Annotated in this window: 13 protein-coding genes; 6 read left to right on the top strand and 7 right to left on the bottom strand. The window is 61.8% G+C overall.

Going from position 1 to position 16,915, the window contains the following annotated elements:
* Positions 1 to 17: 17 nt before the first annotated feature.
* The 4 genes from VMP31_RS18910 to VMP31_RS18895 form a co-directional block, all read right to left on the bottom strand.
* Complete coding sequence (locus tag VMP31_RS18910) at positions 18 to 899, bottom strand: proline/glycine betaine ABC transporter permease (RefSeq protein WP_325509244.1); 882 nt, start codon at positions 897 to 899, stop codon at positions 18 to 20.
* Complete coding sequence (locus tag VMP31_RS18905) at positions 892 to 2,097, bottom strand: glycine betaine/L-proline ABC transporter ATP-binding protein (protein WP_325509243.1); 1,206 nt, start codon at positions 2,095 to 2,097, stop codon at positions 892 to 894. The genes VMP31_RS18910 and VMP31_RS18905 overlap by 8 nt, the downstream gene beginning before the upstream one ends.
* Before the next feature lie 807 nt (positions 2,098 to 2,904).
* Positions 2,905 to 3,840, bottom strand: a complete 936-nt coding sequence (gene choX / locus VMP31_RS18900) for a choline ABC transporter substrate-binding protein (protein ID WP_325509474.1) — start codon at positions 3,838 to 3,840, stop codon at positions 2,905 to 2,907.
* Positions 3,841 to 4,404: 564 nt separating this feature from the next.
* Complete coding sequence (locus VMP31_RS18895; protein ID WP_325509242.1) at positions 4,405 to 5,268, bottom strand: DMT family transporter; 864 nt, start codon at positions 5,266 to 5,268, stop codon at positions 4,405 to 4,407.
* A gap of 475 nt (positions 5,269 to 5,743) precedes the next feature.
* Here VMP31_RS18895 and VMP31_RS18890 point away from each other — a divergent pair, with 475 nt between their 5' ends.
* Both VMP31_RS18890 and VMP31_RS18885 read left to right on the top strand, forming a co-directional pair.
* Positions 5,744 to 7,123, top strand: coding sequence for an L-serine ammonia-lyase (locus VMP31_RS18890; protein WP_325509241.1), 1,380 nt, complete (start codon positions 5,744 to 5,746; stop codon positions 7,121 to 7,123).
* Between the two features lie 447 nt (positions 7,124 to 7,570).
* The gene (locus VMP31_RS18885; RefSeq protein ID WP_325509240.1) at positions 7,571 to 8,674 is read left to right on the top strand and encodes a GlxA family transcriptional regulator; all 1,104 of its coding nucleotides are present in this window, start codon (positions 7,571 to 7,573) and stop codon (positions 8,672 to 8,674) included.
* 433 nt (positions 8,675 to 9,107) lie between these two features.
* Here VMP31_RS18885 and gbcA read toward each other — a convergent pair whose 3' ends face one another.
* Positions 9,108 to 10,400, bottom strand: coding sequence for a glycine-betaine demethylase subunit GbcA (gbcA, locus tag VMP31_RS18880; RefSeq protein ID WP_325509239.1), 1,293 nt, complete (start codon positions 10,398 to 10,400; stop codon positions 9,108 to 9,110).
* Positions 10,401 to 10,751: 351 nt separating this feature from the next.
* Here gbcA and gbcB point away from each other — a divergent pair, with 351 nt between their 5' ends.
* On the top strand, positions 10,752 to 11,855 hold the full coding sequence (gbcB, locus tag VMP31_RS18875) for a glycine-betaine demethylase subunit GbcB (protein ID WP_325509238.1): 1,104 nt from the start codon (positions 10,752 to 10,754) through the stop codon (positions 11,853 to 11,855).
* Positions 11,856 to 12,106: 251 nt separating this feature from the next.
* Here gbcB and VMP31_RS18870 read toward each other — a convergent pair whose 3' ends face one another.
* Positions 12,107 to 12,364 (bottom strand): hypothetical protein, encoded by a 258-nt coding sequence (locus tag VMP31_RS18870; protein WP_325509237.1) that lies wholly within the window; start codon positions 12,362 to 12,364, stop codon positions 12,107 to 12,109.
* A 107-nt stretch (positions 12,365 to 12,471) separates the two neighbouring features.
* On the bottom strand, positions 12,472 to 13,515 hold the full coding sequence (locus VMP31_RS18865; RefSeq protein WP_325509236.1) for a low specificity L-threonine aldolase: 1,044 nt from the start codon (positions 13,513 to 13,515) through the stop codon (positions 12,472 to 12,474).
* Between the two features lie 285 nt (positions 13,516 to 13,800).
* Here VMP31_RS18865 and VMP31_RS18860 point away from each other — a divergent pair, with 285 nt between their 5' ends.
* From VMP31_RS18860 to glyA, 3 genes are all read left to right on the top strand, one after another.
* Positions 13,801 to 14,100 carry a hypothetical protein gene (locus tag VMP31_RS18860; protein WP_325509235.1) on the top strand — a complete coding sequence of 100 codons (300 nt, stop codon included), beginning with the start codon at positions 13,801 to 13,803 and terminating at the stop codon, positions 14,098 to 14,100.
* 63 nt (positions 14,101 to 14,163) lie between these two features.
* On the top strand, positions 14,164 to 14,904 hold the full coding sequence (locus VMP31_RS18855) for a TraX family protein (RefSeq protein ID WP_325509234.1): 741 nt from the start codon (positions 14,164 to 14,166) through the stop codon (positions 14,902 to 14,904).
* A gap of 662 nt (positions 14,905 to 15,566) precedes the next feature.
* The gene (gene glyA / locus VMP31_RS18850; RefSeq protein WP_325509233.1) at positions 15,567 to 16,820 is read left to right on the top strand and encodes a serine hydroxymethyltransferase; all 1,254 of its coding nucleotides are present in this window, start codon (positions 15,567 to 15,569) and stop codon (positions 16,818 to 16,820) included.
* The last annotated feature ends 95 nt before the right edge of the window (positions 16,821 to 16,915 follow it).

Below are 16,915 nucleotides of genomic sequence, written 5' to 3'. Positions count from 1 at the left end.
TTGAGCGAAGTGGAGGCTTATTGACGTTGCAGTTTGCCGCTGAACCAGGCAACCAGGCTGCTGGACTTTTTCTGCTGCGGTGTGCCGAAGCTTTCGGTGATGCGGTCGAGGATGATTGCCAGCAAGACCACGGCCATGCCGCTTTCGAAGCCTAGACCGATATCCAGGCGCTGGATGCTCGCCAGTACGTCATTGCCCAGGCCGCCGGCACCGACCATCGAGGCGATGATCACCATCGACAGGGCCATCATGATGGTCTGGTTGACCCCGGCCATGATCGACGGCATGGCGTTCGGCAGCTGCACCTTGAACAGCAGCTGGCGGGCGTTGCAGCCAAACGATTGGCCGGCTTCGACGATTTCCTTGTTGACCTGGCGAATACCCAGGTTGGTCAGGCGCACCGCCGGCGGCATGGCGAAGATCACCGTGGCGATGATCCCCGGCACCCGGCCGAGGCCAAACAGCATGGCCGCCGGGATCAGGTAGACGAACGCCGGCATGGTCTGCATAAAGTCGAGAATCGGCCGGATGGTGGTCGACACCCGCTCGCTGCGCGCCGCCCAGATGCCCAGGGGGATGCCGAGGAGCAGGCTGATCAGGGTGGCGGAGAAGGTCAACCCGAGGGTCACCACCGTCTGTTCCCAGAAGCCGGTGAGCACGATCAGGACGAAGGAGATGGCGGTGAAGATGGCGAACTTGTAACTGATGCGCCACAGGCTGAGGCCGACGAAGATGGCGATCAGCAACCAGGCTGGCGGCAGCATCAGCAGCCACTCGATGCCTTCGGAGAAACCGTTGACCACACCGCCGAGGTTATCGAACCCTTCGCTGTAATTGTCCAGCAGGTGCTGCACCACATCGTTGACCCAGCTGCCCAGGTCGAGCTGTTTCTCACTCATGGGATTCTCCCTGCAGGCGGGTCAGCAGGCGGCCCTTGCTGATGGCACCGCTGTAATGGCCGTCGCTGTCGATCACCGGAATCGGCCCTTCGTTATCCACCAGGCGTTCGATCACCTGATCCAGCGGCATGTCTTCGGAGACCGGGTTGATGTGCTTGAGCACCTTGGCGTCGAGCCCGCAGGTTTCGCCACCCTCGACCAGCAGGGCGATCTTCTCCAGGCTGATGGAGCCCTGAAAGTTGTTCTGCTCGTCGACGATAAAGGCGTAGTGCTTGTCCAGCGCCTGCAGCTCCTGACAGACCGTCTGCGCATCTGGCGCTTTGCCGTTATGCACGTAGATCGGCACGCTATTGGCCATCAGCTGGCCGGCGGTGAGGTAGCGGTTGGTGTCGACGGTATTGAAGAAGTTGCGCACGTAATCATTGGCGGGGTTGTCGATCAGCTCCTGGGGGGTGCCGACCTGGACCAGCTTGCCGCCTTCCATGATGCCGATACGGGTGCCGATGCGCATGGCCTCTTCGATATCGTGGGAGACGAAGATGATGGTGCGGCGGTCGGTCTTCTGCAGCTCCAGCAGCACGTCCTGCATCTCGCGGCGCTTGAGCGGGTCGAGGGCGGAAAAGGCCTCGTCCATGATGATCATCGACGGGTCGACGGCCAGGGCGCGGGCCAGGCCGACGCGCTGCTGCATACCACCGGACAGCTCATGCGGGTGCTTGTGAGCGAAGGTGTCCAGGCCCACCTGCTTGAGCACTTCCATGGCGCGCTTCTCGCGCTCCTTGCGGCCCTTGCCGGCGACTTCCAGGCCGAAGGCGGCGTTGTCCAGCACGGTGCGCGAGGGCATCAGGGCGAAGGACTGGAAGACCATGCTCATATCGCGGCGGCGCAGGTCGATGAGTTCCGACTTGGGCATCTTGGCGACGTTCTGCCCGTCGATGTAGACGTTGCCGCCGCTGGGTTCAACCAGGCGGTTGATCAGACGGATCAAGGTGGATTTGCCGGAGCCGGAGAGGCCCATCAGGACGAAGATCTCGCCTTCCTCGACGCTGAAGGACACGTCGCTGACGCCGATTACGGCACCTTTCTCCGCAAGAATCCGCTCCTTGCTCCAACCCTGCTTGAGCAGTTCAATAGCTTCTTGTGGCTCTGCGCCGAACACCTTGTAGAGGTTCTCGACGACGATTTTTCCAGACTGCATGGGATGATTCCCCTTCAGTAGACATCCAGATCAGTGTTGCGCAACCGAGCGCACGCCAACGGGCGTTCGTCCGGTGATGCCGACTGTTCTTGCCTGTGTGGGTTTACTGGGTTCGGGGGTATGAAGCGTGCCTTGCCGCGCAACACTTTCAGGGCGCTCAGGCACAACCGCTGCAACGCTCCAGTTGCCTTGTGGGCAATGGACGCTATGGGGGCGTACTGTCGAGTCAACCTTGCTGTGCCGTGCTGCAAACCGCGTTCCAAACCCTCTGGCAGTGTTACGAAGTCCCATCCTTGGGTTTTACACACCTCGACCCGAGGTGCGCGTACATCCGAAATTTCTTGTTGGGCTGGCACCCATCATGGGGTGAGCCAGCGCTTATATATTCTTCGGTCCGGGGCTATGGGCTCCCGGTCTCTCACACCCTGCGGCAGGCTGCTGAAACTACTGCGCTCGGTTATGCGGCGTTGGGCTCAGCCTCAAAATGCTCATGTACAACTCGTACACTCCGCTTTTTCGGCTGATCCCGCCTTGCCTAACCTTCGCTCGCTACGTTTCAACAGCCTGCCGGAATCTAAGAGCGACGAAATCGGCTGACTCAACGATATAGTCTTCGGCTTGTCGCAATTGTCGGTTTGCGACCCTGACGTGTTGCGCGGCGACATACCCTTTGACTAAAAAAACCATAACAGACTTTTCTACCCCTTGGCCAAGGCTGTAAGCCGCGCCGGCCGGGGTTTGCAGCTTTTGAAATGGCCACAGGCGCGATGAGCTGGGGGCTGCGCGCGGTTCGAAAAGAATGACAAATTAATTTTCGTTGGCCAGGTTTTCGGCGGTTTTTATTGATTGACCGTTCAGTCTGCTAACGCCTTGCAGCCAGGTTGCGACGGTCTCGGGGTTGGCCTTTAACCAGGCTTTTGCCTCGCGCCGCGGGTTGGTGTTTTTATTGAGGATCGCGCCCATCAGGTAGCTTTCCATCTCTAGGCTGAAGCGCAGGTTCTTCAGCAGCTGGGTGACGTTCGGGCATTGCTCGGCATAGCCGGCGCGCACATTGGTGTACACCGTGGCACCGCCATAATCGGGGCCGAAGTAGTCGTCGCCGCCGGCCAGGTAGTGCATCTGCAGCTGGTTATTCATCGGGTGCGGTGCCCAGCCGAGAAATACGGCCCACTGCTTGAGGTGGTCGGCGCGTTTGACATGGGCCAGCATGCCGCTCTCGCTGGATTCCACCAGGGTAAAGCCGCCCAGGCCGAAGGCGTTCTTGTCGATCATTTGCTGGATCAGCTTGTTGCCGTCGTTGCCAGGCTCGATACCGTACAACTTGCTCCCCAGTTCCTTGCTGAAGCGCGCAAGATCAGCGAAGTTCTGCACGCCGCCATCATAGGCGGCCTGGTTGACCGCGAGGGTGTACTTGGCACCGATGAGGTTGGCCCCCAGGGTTTCTACCGAACCGTTTTCCGTATAGGGCTTGATGTCGTTTTCCATGCTCGGCATCCAGTTGCCGAGGAATACATCGATCTTGTTGTCCTGCAGGGCCTTGTAGGTATCCGGTACTGACAGGCGCTTGACCTGGGTGCGGTAGCCCAGCTCGCTGAGCAGATGGCGAGTTACGGCGGTGGTCACGGTGATGTCGGTCCAGCCTACATCGGCAAAACGCACCAGACCGCACTCGGCCGGCTCTGCAGCCTGGGTCAGCAGGGGTGTGCTTAGGGCGGCGGCCAGCAGCCAAGATTTAACAGGCAGTTTAAAAACTACCTGCGTTGGCAATACTGCGTTAAAAACCGCCTCGGAATGCTCATTTACAGCTCGTAAACTCGCGTGCGAGCCCAGTCCGCTTCTCGGCTGTTTTGACCAGCCTGCGGCTGTTACTACGTAGCGCCTTGTCTTGCCTGCCTCGCCTACATTTTTAAACGGCCTGTTATCCAGTTTCATCAAGCCTCTCCCAGCTCCGGTGACAGGGTGCGCTTGTGCAAGCGCGCAGTCGGGCCACGGGCGGGCAGGGCGAACAGCGGCTGGCCGGTCCATGGGCGTTGCGATCATGCCGACAGATTTCCTCGGCTGCCTATGCGCGAGGTCGTAACTGGAATGCTGCTGTCGTATTTCAGGGGGGTAGCTTGGGGAACAGTGGCATTGCTTGAGGCAACAGCCGGCCCTGGTGTGCGCAGCGCACCCTACAAGAGCTGGCGCTTTGGGGCGTGCGATTAGTAGCGATAAGGCTGACGTTGTCGGCCTTATCGCTATTTTGTCGTCACGTTCGACGCAATAACTGCGCTGGGGGTGGTTTCTGAAACGCCGCTGAAGAGGCTGCTACCGCGCCGCCGGAGCCTGTTTGAATACCAGCACGACCCCCAGCAGAATGGCCGCCATACCGAGAATGCTCAGGCTGGGCAGTAGATTGCCGAGAAACAGGTAATCCATCGCTGCGGTCACTGCCGGCACCAGGTAGAACAGGCTGGTGACGTTGACCAGATTGCTGGAGCGGATCATTCGGTAAAGCAGCAGTTGGGCGACCACCGAAATGATCAGGCCCATCCACAGCGCCGGCGCAAAGAAACCGAGCGTCATCTCGAAGTCGAAGGGCTGAAAGGGCACAAAAGCCAGGCACAGCAGCAAGCTGACGCCGTATTGCAACGGCAGCACTTCGGCGGGCGACTGCTGTATATGCTTTTGCCAAATGGTGCCCGTCGTCATGCAGGCCAGCGCGGCAAAAGCAAACAGCATTGCGCTGACGGCAAAACGCGACAGCACCAGGCTCTGATACACCACCAGAATCAACCCGCCCAGGCCGATCAGCAGCCCGCTCAGCCGCAGCAGGTTAAACCGCCGTTCGACGAACAGCAGAGTCAGGATCGGCTGAGCGCCCATCACGGTGGCAATCAAACCCGGCGTAATGCCGTGGGCCATGGCCTGGAAATAGCAGATGGTATAGCTGCCAATCAGCAGCAGGCCGATGGTAGCGACGCGCCAGCGGGTGCCCTGTGCCGGCAAGAGGCTCTTGCGCCATAGCCCGAGGATCAGCAATACGCCGAAGGCCAGGGCGAAACGGAACACCAGCAGTGCAAAGGCGGAGCCGTGATCCAATCCCCAGCGGGTGAAAATGGCGGCACTGCCCCAGAGCAATACGAAAAGCATCATGACCCCGTAAGAGGCCAACGTAGATTTGAAATTCATGACTAATCACCTGTCAAAAGACAACAGGCTCCAGCGACATTGCGGGCGCATAGGCGCGTCGTCAGGTCATTGCAAGCTGGAGCTGCGAAGGTGGGCTGGAGTTAGCCCAGGACGGTTGCCGGCGGCGGATTAACGCCTGCCTGTGGACCGTCAGCGACAGGTGGGGTGTGTGGCGGATATGTTGCGCACGCGCGATCACTGGCTATGTTCGCCACTGCCGCGGGGTGAAGGGTGTGTGCAACATCGAGTGGTGTCATGGAGACCTTTTCTCTTACCCGTTTGGGCAATCTGCGCCGAAGCTAGCATGACTTGCCGACGTATGTCACTCGCCTGCGTGCCGAGTTCTGGGGCGGTGCCTTTGCGGGCCAGGCCATCCTCCTGGCGGCTTTGGGTATGGGCGTGTCGGTGTGAAGCTCGATTGCTTTGCTGAAAGCCCGATCATGGCCTGCATGTAGCAATGGTGCAGGAGAGAGTCGTGGCTATCAGCGTGTTTGACCTATTCAAGATCGGTATCGGTCCGTCCAGCTCGCACACCGTCGGGCCGATGCGCGCCGCTGCTCTGTTCTGCGGTGCCCTGGCCGAGCGTCGTTTGCTGGCGCGGGTAGGGCGAGTGCAGGTGCGCCTGTATGGCTCGCTGTCCGCCACAGGTGTGGGCCATGGCAGCGACCGCGCGGTGATCATGGGCTTGCTCGGCGAGTGGCCGGATCAGATCGACCCGGCCAGCATCGCCCCGCGTATCAATGCCTTGCTTGCCAGCGGTTCGCTGTTGCTGGCGGGCCAGCACGCGGTGGCCTTCGACTGGCAACGCGACATGCTGTTGTTGGATGAAAACCTGCCCTATCACCCCAACGCCATGACCCTCAGCACCTATGCCGGCGACGGCAGCTTGTTGCACGAAAACACCTATTACTCGGTGGGTGGCGGTTTTGTGGTGGACGCTGAGCAGGCCGCCAGCGGCCAGTTGGACCAGGACCACACCCGCCTACCCTACGATTTCAACAGCGCCGAAGAGCTGCTGCGCCTGTGCAAGGCGCACGGTCTGCGGGTGTCCGAATTGATGATGGCCAACGAGTTGGCCTGGCGCAGCGAAGCGGAGATCCGCAGCGGTCTGATGCGTCTGTGGCAGGCCATGCGTGATTGCGTCGAGCAGGGCCTCAAGCACGAGGGCATCCTGCCCGGCGGGCTGAATGTGAAGCGCCGCGCGGCCAAGCTGCACCGCAGCCTGCAGGAAATGAGCAAACCCAATGTAATCGGCTCGACCCTCAGCGGCATGGAGTGGGTCAACCTGTTCGCCCTGGCAGTCAATGAGGAAAACGCCGCTGGCGGGCGCATGGTCACCGCACCGACCAACGGTGCGGCGGGCATTATTCCGGCGGTGCTGCATTACTTTGTGCGCTTCAGCCCGGCGGTCAGCGAGGCCAATGTGGTCGACTACCTGCTGGCCGCCGCGGCCATCGGCATTCTGTGCAAGAAAAACGCCTCCATATCCGGGGCCGAAGTGGGCTGCCAGGGCGAGGTCGGATCGGCCTGCGCCATGGCTGCGGCGGGGCTGGCGGAAATCCTCGGTGCCACTCCGGAACAACTGGAGAACGCCGCCGAGATCGGCCTGGAACACAACCTCGGGCTGACCTGCGACCCGGTCGGCGGGCTGGTGCAGGTGCCGTGTATCGAGCGCAACGCCATCGCTGCGGTAAAGGCGATCAACGCCGCACAGATGGCCCTGCGTGGCGACGGCGAACACTTTATCTCGCTCGACCGGGTGATCCGCACCATGCGCGACACCGGGGCCGATATGCACGACAAGTACAAGGAAACCTCACGCGGCGGCCTGGCCGTCAGTGCCATCGAGTGCTGATATTGCGCTGCGCGGCAGGGCAGGGCGATGAACTGCTTTTGTTCATTTCAGGGCGGCGTGCCGACTTTTGGTGCGCGCAATTAGCGTGCTGTTGCGGCGGCGAATGACCCGTTGGTCACTTCGCAACCGTTGGTCCGTTACCCTCGGTTTATTCCCGCGCGTAGCAGGTGACAAACCCTCACCTGGGCCGTGCTACCGAAATGCTCAAACGCCCGGTCCGTGGGCGTTTGCGGTCGCAATCAGAATACTCCTGTCGCTCCTGCCAATGCCTAGTGGCACAAGCCCCGGTCATCTGGGCATGTTTTTAATTGAACGGTCAATCAATTTAGGCATGACTCTTGCTCTGTCATTGCTGCCTATCTGGGGTCGCCGTACGCCAGAAACAAAATTAAGGGCCTCTCCATAAGGGCCTACAACTGTGCTTTGCTTCGCGTGAGGGCTTCACTAATGTCACAGTTCAACCAAGGGGCGCAGCCCCAGAACCGTGTTCCCCAGTCCATCGGTTTTCTCCTCCTCGACAACTTCACCCTGATTTCCCTGGCCTCGGCGGTGGAACCCCTGCGCATGGCCAATCAGCTCTCCGGCAAGGAGCTGTATCGCTGGCACACCCTGACCCAGAGCGGCCTGCCGGTGTGCGCCAGCGACGGCCTGCAGATCACCCCGGACGCCAGCCTGGCCACAGCGCCGCGCCTGGATGTGGTGATCGTCTGCGGCGGGGTGGATATCCAGCACAGCGTTACCCGCGAGCACGTGCAGTGGCTGCAGAGCCAGGCGCGCCATGGTGCCCAGTTGGCCGCGGTATGTACCGGCAGCTGGGCCCTGGCCAAGGCCGGCCTGCTCGACGGCTACGACTGCAGCGTGCATTGGGAGTTTCTCGCCGCCATGCAGGAGGCCTTCCCGCGTGTGGCTGTCAGCACCCGGCTGTTCTCCATCGACCGCAATCGCCACACCAGCTCCGGCGGCACAGCGCCGATGGATATGATGCTGCACGTGATCGGCCGCGAGCATGGCCGCGAACTGGCGGCGGCGATCTCCGAGATGTTTATCTACGAGCGCATCCGCAACGAGCAGGACCACCAGCGTGTGCCGCTCAAGCACATGCTCGGCACCAATCAGCCGAAGCTGCAGGAAATCGTCGCGCTGATGGAAGCCAACCTGGAAGAGCCCATCGACCTCGATCAGCTGGCGCTGTATGTCGACGTCTCGCGCCGTCAGCTCGAGCGCTTGTTCCAGAAGTACCTGCACTGCTCGCCGTCGCGCTACTACCTCAAGCTGCGCCTGATTCGCGCGCGCCAGCTGCTTAAGCAGACCAGCATGTCGATCATCGAAGTCGCCTCGGTGTGCGGTTTCGTCTCCACCCCGCATTTTTCCAAGTGCTACCGCGAATACTTCGGCATCCCGCCGCGCGACGAACGCGCCGGCCAGACCAGCGCCAGCGTGGTGGCATTGGTGCCCATGCCGGAAGACCTGATGCGCCCCTCCACCTCATCGGCCATGGCCGCACTGACCCGCGCCCAGGGCGAGTCGACCTTTGCCAGTGTGCGGCTGTAGCGGCGGCTGAATACGCCACGGGGTGCCTAAGGCACCCCGTGTCATTTACCTGCGATTCGTAGGGTGCGCGCGCACCGCAAGGGCCGCTGTGTTAGCAGCTGCCCCGGGATATTGTTGGGTTATTGGTGCGCACGGCGCACCCTACATGAAAGGCGCGGCCAGCGGTCCGTAGGGTGCGCTGTGCGCACCAAGTCCGGCTGTAGATTCTAGATGCGCATGGCCCGCGCCCGATTGCGGCCTCTAGCAGTGCGCCATACGTAATTGCTACAGCACAAAAAAAGCCCCTGCTCGGGGTATCCGGCAGGGGCTAAAACTGACCCTTGAGGTGGGTCTCAGTGTTTCGAGGTGTCCTTCGGCGGGCGGGGCCTCCGACCAGCGGCGAGGCCGTAGAGCGTCAGTCCGATCAGCAGCATCAGGCCCCAGGACATAAGCCTTACTCCGCGCCGACCTGGCGCAAGTAAGGAGCCGGCGCAGCGCCGAGGTTGTTCAGCACGCGCTCGCTGTACCAGTCGATAAAGTTGACCACGCCGAACTCGTAGGTCTTCGAATACGGGCCGGGCTGGTAGGCGGTGGAGTTGATGCCGCGCTGGTTCTCTTCGGCCAGGCGACGGTCCTGGTCGTTGGTGGCATCCCATACCTGACGCAGGCGCGCCACGTCGTAGTCGACGCCTTCCACAGCATCCTTGTGCACCAGCCATTTGGTGGTGACCATGGTTTCCTGGGCGCTGATCGGCCACACGGTGAAGACGATCAGGTGATCGCCCATGCAGTGGTTCCACGAATGCGGCAGATGCAGGATGCGCATCGAGCCCAGGTCCGGGTCGGTGATGCGGCCCATTAGTTTCTTGCAGCCTGGCTTGCCGTCCATGGTCATCGACACCGTGCCCTTGAGCAGCGGCATGCGCACGATGCGGTTACGCAGGCCGAAGCTGGCGTGAGCGTAGGGAATCTTGTCGCGGTCCCAGCGGGTGGTGCATTCGCTGACCTGATCCTTGAACGCCTGGGTGGCGCGCGGGTCGGTGACGTCATCCCACTCCAGCAGGGTATTGAGCAGTTCCGGGTGCGAGCCGTTGCAGTGGTAGCACTCGCGGTTGTTCTCGATCACCAGCTTCCAGTTGGCTTTTTCCATCAAGGTGGTCTGCACCGCCACCTTGGTGTTTTCCATGTCGTAGGGCTCCATGTAGTGAGCCAGGGTGCTGAGGAAGTCGTCGATGGCCGGCGGGTTTTCCGCCAGGGAGATAAAGATGTAGCCACCCGCTACCTTGCAGTTGACCGGCTTGAGGCTGTAGTCCTTGAGGTCGAAATCCGCACCCATTTCGCTGCCGGCGAACAGCAGGCGACCGTCCAGCTCGTAGGTCCACTGGTGGTAGGGGCAGACCAACTTGGCCACCTTGCCCTTGTCGCTGGTGCACAGGCGCGAGCCGCGATGGCGGCAGACGTTGTGGAAAGCATGCACCACGCCATCGGCACCGCGGATCACCATGATCGGATTGTCGCCAATCTGCAGGGTGAGGTAGTTGCCCTTGGCCGGGATCTCGCAGGTCATGCCGGCGATCAGCCATTCCTTGTGAAAGATCTCCTGCATATCGATCTTGAACAGCCGCTCATCACTGTAGAACGGCTGCGGCAGCGAAAAGGTGCGCTCGCGCGTTTGCAGCATCTCAGCGGTGGCCTTGCGTGCGGGCTCCAGTGGGTCGCCCAGGCTCAGGGTGGAAGTGACGTCCATCGGTAACTCCTCAATGGCGACTCGCTCGGCGAGTTGCCGCAATAAATTGGCTAATCGGTATCACGCAAGGTGGCGTTATTGCCCCGTTCTGCGCCTGCCGATGGCGACTGAATAAACGGAGAATTCGCTCGTGACCTTTTTGCTTCGGCTGGCTGCGAGTGTGGCGCTGGGCGCGGGGTAAACCTTACCTATGGGCGACATGCTTACATCCGTTTCCGACGCGGCAAACCACGCCCACTGCGGCAGGTCGCGATAAGCATGTAAATGTCGCTGGCAGATAAATGAGCCCGCCTGTCAGTACGCACAATCGTTCCATACAAGGCCGATGTCCGGCCGCGCGGAGAGACGTCCATGACGACGAACGACTTCCTCAACCCGGTTACCACCCAGACCTGGAGCAACGGGCGGCATATGGTGCGTTGCGTCAAAGTTATCCAGGAAACCTGGGACGTACGCACCTTCTGCTTTATGGCCGATCAGCCGGTGCTGTACTTCTTCAAGCCGGGGCAGTTCGTCACCCTCGAACTGGAGATCGACGGCCAGCCAGTAATGCGCTCCTACACCATTTCCAGCTCGCCGTCGGTGCCCTACAGCTTCTCCATCACCATCAAGCGGGTGCCGGGCGGCAAGGTGTCTAATTGGTTGCATGACAACCTCAATGAAGGCGACGAGCTGCCGGTACACGGCCCGGTCGGGCTGTTCAACGCCATCGACTTTCCCGCCGACAAGGTGCTCTACCTCAGCGGGGGCGTGGGCATTACCCCGGTGATGTCGATGGCGCGCTGGTTCTACGACACCAACGGCAATGTCGACATGGTTTTCGTGCACAGCGCGCGCTCGCCGAAGGACATCATCTACCACCGCGAGCTGGAGCATATGGCTGCGCGGATCAACAACTTCAGCCTCCACGTGATCTGTGAAAAGCACGGCCTGGGCGAGGCCTGGGCCGGTTATCGCGGCTACCTCAACCAGAAGATGCTGGAGCTGATTGCCCCTGATTATCTGGAGCGGGAAATCTTCTGCTGCGGCCCGACGCCTTATATGAATGCGGTCAAACGCCTGCTGGAAATCAATGGCTTTGATATGCAGCGCTATCACGAGGAATCCTTTGGCGCGACGCCGGCCGATGTGCGCGAAGAAGCCAAGGAACTGGCCGCCGAAGCCGCCGATGCCGACCCAGTGCCCGCGGCCGACCAGCACCAAGTAGCGTTTACCAGCACCGGCAAGAGCATCCGCGTCGACCCGGGCGAAACCGTGCATGCCGCCGCCGCCAAGCTCGGCCTGCATATCCCCAAGGCCTGCGGCATGGGCATCTGCGGCACCTGCAAGGTGATGAAAACCGCTGGCGAAGTGACCATGGAACACAACGGCGGAATCACCGATGAAGACGTGGCCGAGGGCTATATCCTGTCGTGCTGCAGCGTGCCGCAGGGGGATGTGGCGATCGAGTATTGAGTGGGTAGTGGCGTATTGAGCAGTTTTGGCTGGTGCGCTGCCCCTCAATTACCTACTACTCATGAGGTGTGTTGAGGGGCGGAGGCACGGTCTACACGAGTAGCTGCAGTCGTTTTCCCGCTGCTGCTCGCTCTCCGCGGTGCTAAGCAACCGAGCGCACATCATCCTCAGCAGCGCTGACGGTGAGCCCAGCAAAGTAGTTCGTCACGGCGGCTTCACCAGCGTCAAGCAGCTGGTTCACTTCTCGACCACTAGATATCCGTTCCCAGGGCCCAGGGTTTGGGGCCGGCGCGCCTGTCTTCGCTGGCGCGGCGGTCGGCTTCGAAGCGGATCGAAGTGCGTCGGTCGCCATGGATGCGTCGCTCGATCTTGCCCCGGGTGTCGATCTTGAAATTGGCCGGTGCCTTGGCCTTGTCGGGTTCTGCGCTGGGTGGCTCCAGTGGTTCGAGGCTCAGGTCTTCCAGGCTGAGGTCTTGCAGACTCAATTCAAGGGGTTCTTTGCTGTCCATCGGCGGGCTCCCATTGCTCGATTGCGCCAAGGGGTACGGATACCCACAGCGTAGCCGCAGTCGTCCGGCCGGGGAGCGCGGTCGGACGAACTGCAAGGCGAGGCGGCTTAAGCTGCCTGCATGGCCGTACGGATATCCGCGGCCAGCTGGCGCACCCGCGCCTCGTCGGTGTCCCAGGAGCACATAAAGCGCGCGCCGCCGGCCCCGATAAAGGTGTAAAAGCGCCAGCCCTGGCCACGCAGGGTTTCCAGGGCTGCCTCGGACATCTGCAGGAACACCCCGTTGGCCTCTACCGGGAACATCAGGCTGACCCCGGGGATATCCTCGACCAGTTCGGCCAGCAGGCGTGCGCAATGATTGGCGTGGTTGGCGTAACGCAGCCAGGCGTCGTCCTGCAGGATGCCGACCCAGGGCGCGGACAGGTAGCGCATCTTCGAGGCCAGCTGACCGGCCTGCTTGCAGCGGTAGTCGAAGTCTTCGGCGAGCTTTTTATTGAAGAACAGGATGGCTTCGCCCACCGCCATGCCGTTCTTGGTGCCGCCGAAACACAGCACGTCGACGCCAGCCTTCCAGGTCAACTCGGCCGGGCTGCAGCCGAGAAAAGCGCAGGCGTTGGAGAAGCGTGCGCCGTCCATATGCAGGTTAAGGCCCAGCTCATGGCAGGTCGCGCTGATCGCGGCGATTTCCTCGGGACGATAGACGGTACCGACTTCGGTGGCCTGGGTCAGGGTCACCACGCGCGGTTTGGGGAAGTGGATATCCTGACGCTTGAGCGCCAGTTCGCGGATCGCCTCTGGGGTCAGCTTGCCGTTCTCGGTCTTGGCCAGCAGCAACTTCGAGCCGTTGGAGAAGAACTCCGGCGCGCCGCATTCGTCGGTTTCGACGTGGGCGGTCTCCGAGCAGATCACGCTGTGGTAGCTCTGGCACAGGGCGGCCAGAGCCAGGGAGTTGGCCGCCGTGCCGTTGAAGGCGAAAAACACTTCGCAGTCAGTTTCGAACAGGCGGCGGAAGTGGTCGGCGGCGCGCGCGGTCCACTGGTCGTCGCCATAGGCGCGGTCATGGCCCTGGTTGGCTTCGGCCATGGCGGCCCAGGCTTCCGGGCAGATGCCGGAGTAGTTGTCGCTGGCGAACTGTTGGGCGGTATCGGGCATTGCTAGTTCCTTCTATAGCGGCGCGGGAGAGGGCGCGTATGGTCTTACTCTAGCCGCGAGTGCAGGGGGCTTGCCGCCGACGCGGCGACATCTTGTTAAGCCCAGGCGCTATTTGCCAGGGCGGGGCGGGGCAGGAGGTTGGCAGACTAGACGGCGCAATCCGCCTCGCGGGCACAGTCCGCCGAGGGCTGGGGCAATTAAAAGGAACTCATAGCCTCTGCCGGCCTCACAGCTAGTGCTCGGCTCGTACGGGCCGATGTCCTATACCCCGAACAGGAGTTCCCCATGAATTATCGTTACCTCGTTGCAGTGTTTGCCCCCCTGGCCTTTGCCTTGCCGGCCACCGCTGCAGAGTGGCCCGCTGGTGCCAAGGCCGAGTTCGCCAGGGAATGTGTTGCCAGCGCCCAGTCGGACCACAGCAAGGCGCAGCTGCAAGCCTATTGCGAGTGCGCGGCCGACAAGGTCAGCAGCCAGTTCAGCGAGACCGAACTGCAGGCCATGGGCCGTCAGTCGTCGCCTGATCCGGCTATGCAGCAGCGTTTGCTGCAAGCCTCCAGCAGCTGCACCGCCAAACTGCAGGAGTGATGGATAACGGCATGACGGCTCCTTGAGTTAAGGTCGAGCTCCCTCGGAGCCAGAACTGCCGTCATGCCGAATGCCTTGCCTACCCCGGGCCGCCCGCCCCGCGATGCTGCGCTGGACCTGCTCAAGTGGCTGGCGCTGCTCAGTATGCTGATTGACCATCTGCGCCATGTCTGGCCGCAGCTGTACGCCGTCTATATCCCCGGGCGGCTGGCTTTTCCACTGTTCTGTCTGGCTATTGCGGCCAACCTGGCGCGCCCTGTGGCGGGTGAGCGTGGGCCCATACCGCTGCGCTATCTCGGCCTGCTGTTGGGTTTTGCGCTGCTTTCCGAGTGGCCCTATCGCCTGTTGGTGCAAACACCGCAATCGCTCAATGTGTTGCCGACCCTGGCCCTGGGCCTGGTGATCGCCAGTGCTGCGCAGCATCCCCACGGCCAGCGTCGTTGGCTGGGCCTGGGGGCGCTGGTGCTGGCGCTGTTCGCGCATCCCTGGCTGATGTTCGGTTTGCCCGGTGCGCTGCTGCCCGCGGCGTTTCTCTACGCTCTGCATCGCCCCAACCCCGGTTGGGTGTGGCCACTGGTGCTGTGTCTGCTGGGCAATTACTGGCCACCGTTCTATATCGATGCGGCCCGTGGCGACCCCTTCGCCTGGGCGGTGATCATCAGTTGCGCCCTGGCTCCGCTGTTCGGCCTCTGGCTGTTGCGTCAGCCGTTGACGCTGCCCGTGCCGCCAGTACGGCGCTGGGCCTACCTGTTTTATCCGGGGCATTTCCTGCTGCTCGTGGCCATTCGCGAGTGGCTGCGCTGACCGCCGTCTCGTAGTCTGGATAAGCCTTGGCGCAATCCGGGAGCGGTAGTGGCTGCGCTGCTTTTCCCCGGATCTCATCCGGGATCTACCGGTCGCCGAGGTAGGGCGGGTGCAACCCGCCGTGACTTGCATGCGGTCTGGCGGGTTGCACCCGCCCTACAGGCTTATGCATGTCGCCGTCTCGTAGCCTGGATAAGCCTTGGCGCAATCCGGGAGCGGTAGTGGCTGCACTGCTTTTCCCCGGATTTCATCCGGGCTACCGGTTTTCACCGATGTAGGGCGGGTGCAACCCACCGTGTCTTGCATGCAGCCTGGCGGGTTGCACCCGCCCTACGGGCTTATGCATGTCGCTGTCTCGTAGCCGGATAAGCCTTGGCGCAATCCGGGAGCGGTAGTGGCTGCGCTGCTTTTCCCCGGATTTCATCCGGGCTACCGGTCGCCGACGTAGGGTGGGTGCAACCCACCGTGCCTTGCGTGCGGTCTGGCGGGTTCGTGCATGTCGCCAACGCGCATGTCTCCGACACTCATGTCGCAAACGCAATCTCCCGTGGCGTGCATAGGCATCTGATCGATCAGGGCGAGTCATACCATCGGTTGCAACTGGGGCCCGCCCCCATGACCGACATACAGACACCGCACCCGGGTGCCGCAGGAGATTCGCGATGTTCAGCAAGCACGACCAGATCAAGGGCTACGACGACGAACTGCTCAGCGCCATCGACGCCGAGGAACGCCGCCAGGAACACCATATCGAGCTGATCGCCTCGGAAAACTACTGCAGCAAAAGGGTGATGCAAGCCCAGGGCAGCGGGCTGACCAACAAGTACGCCGAAGGTTATCCGGGCAAGCGCTATTACGGCGGCTGCGAGCATGTCGATGTGGTCGAGCAGCTGGCCATCGACCGCGCCAAGGCGCTGTTCGGTGCCGACTACGCCAACGTTCAGCCGCACTCCGGTTCTTCCGCCAACAGCGCGGTATACCTGGCGCTGATCAATGCCGGTGACACCATCCTGGGCATGAGCCTGGCCCACGGCGGTCACCTGACCCACGGGGCCAAGGTGTCGTCCTCGGGCAAGCTGTACAACGCCGTGCAGTACGGTATCGACACCGCTACCGGCCTGATCGACTACGACGAAGTCGAGCGTCTTGCCGTTGAATGCCAACCGAAGATGATCGTCGCTGGTTTTTCCGCCTACTCGAAGACCCTGGATTTCCCGCGTTTCCGCGCCATCGCCGACAAGGTCGGGGCGCTGCTGTTTGTCGATATGGCCCACGTTGCCGGCCTGGTCGCCGCCGGTCTGTACCCCAACCCGATTCCTTTTGCCGATGTGGTTACCACCACCACTCACAAGACCCTGCGTGGTCCCCGTGGCGGCCTGATCCTGGCCAAGGCCAACCCCGAGATCGAGAAGAAGCTTAACGCCGCGGTATTCCCCGGTGCCCAGGGTGGCCCGCTGATGCATGTGATCGCGGGTAAGGCAGTGTGCTTCAAGGAGGCCATGGAGCCTGCCTTCAAGGCCTACCAGCAGCAGGTGATCAACAACGCCCAGGCCATGGCCAAGGTGTTTATCGAGCGTGGCTATGACGTGGTCTCCGGCGGCACCGACAACCACCTGTTTCTGGTCAGCTTGATCAAGCAGGGCATTACCGGCAAAGACGCCGATGCGGCGCTGGGACGCACCGGTATCACGGTGAACAAGAACGCCGTGCCGAATGACCCGCAGTCGCCGTTCGTGACTTCGGGCCTGCGTATCGGCACCCCGGCCATCACCACCCGCGGCTTGAAAGAAGCACAAAGCATCGAGCTGGCCGGCTGGATCTGCAATGTCCTCGACCACCTCGGCGATGCCGATGTCGAGGCGCAAGTGGCGACGCTGGCGGCGGGTTTGTGTGCCGATTACCCGGTTTATCGTTAAGCGCAATGACCGGTAGGAGCGGGGCGGACGCCAAGTCCCATATCTGCGATCCATGATGTTCGCGGGCATGGCCCGCTCCTACAAACAAGGTTCCA

The sequence above is a fragment of the Pseudomonas sp. genome (assembly GCF_035512415.1).
GTDB lineage: Bacteria > Pseudomonadota > Gammaproteobacteria > Pseudomonadales > Pseudomonadaceae > Aquipseudomonas.
This window is presented reverse-complemented; position numbering and strand designations above follow the sequence as displayed.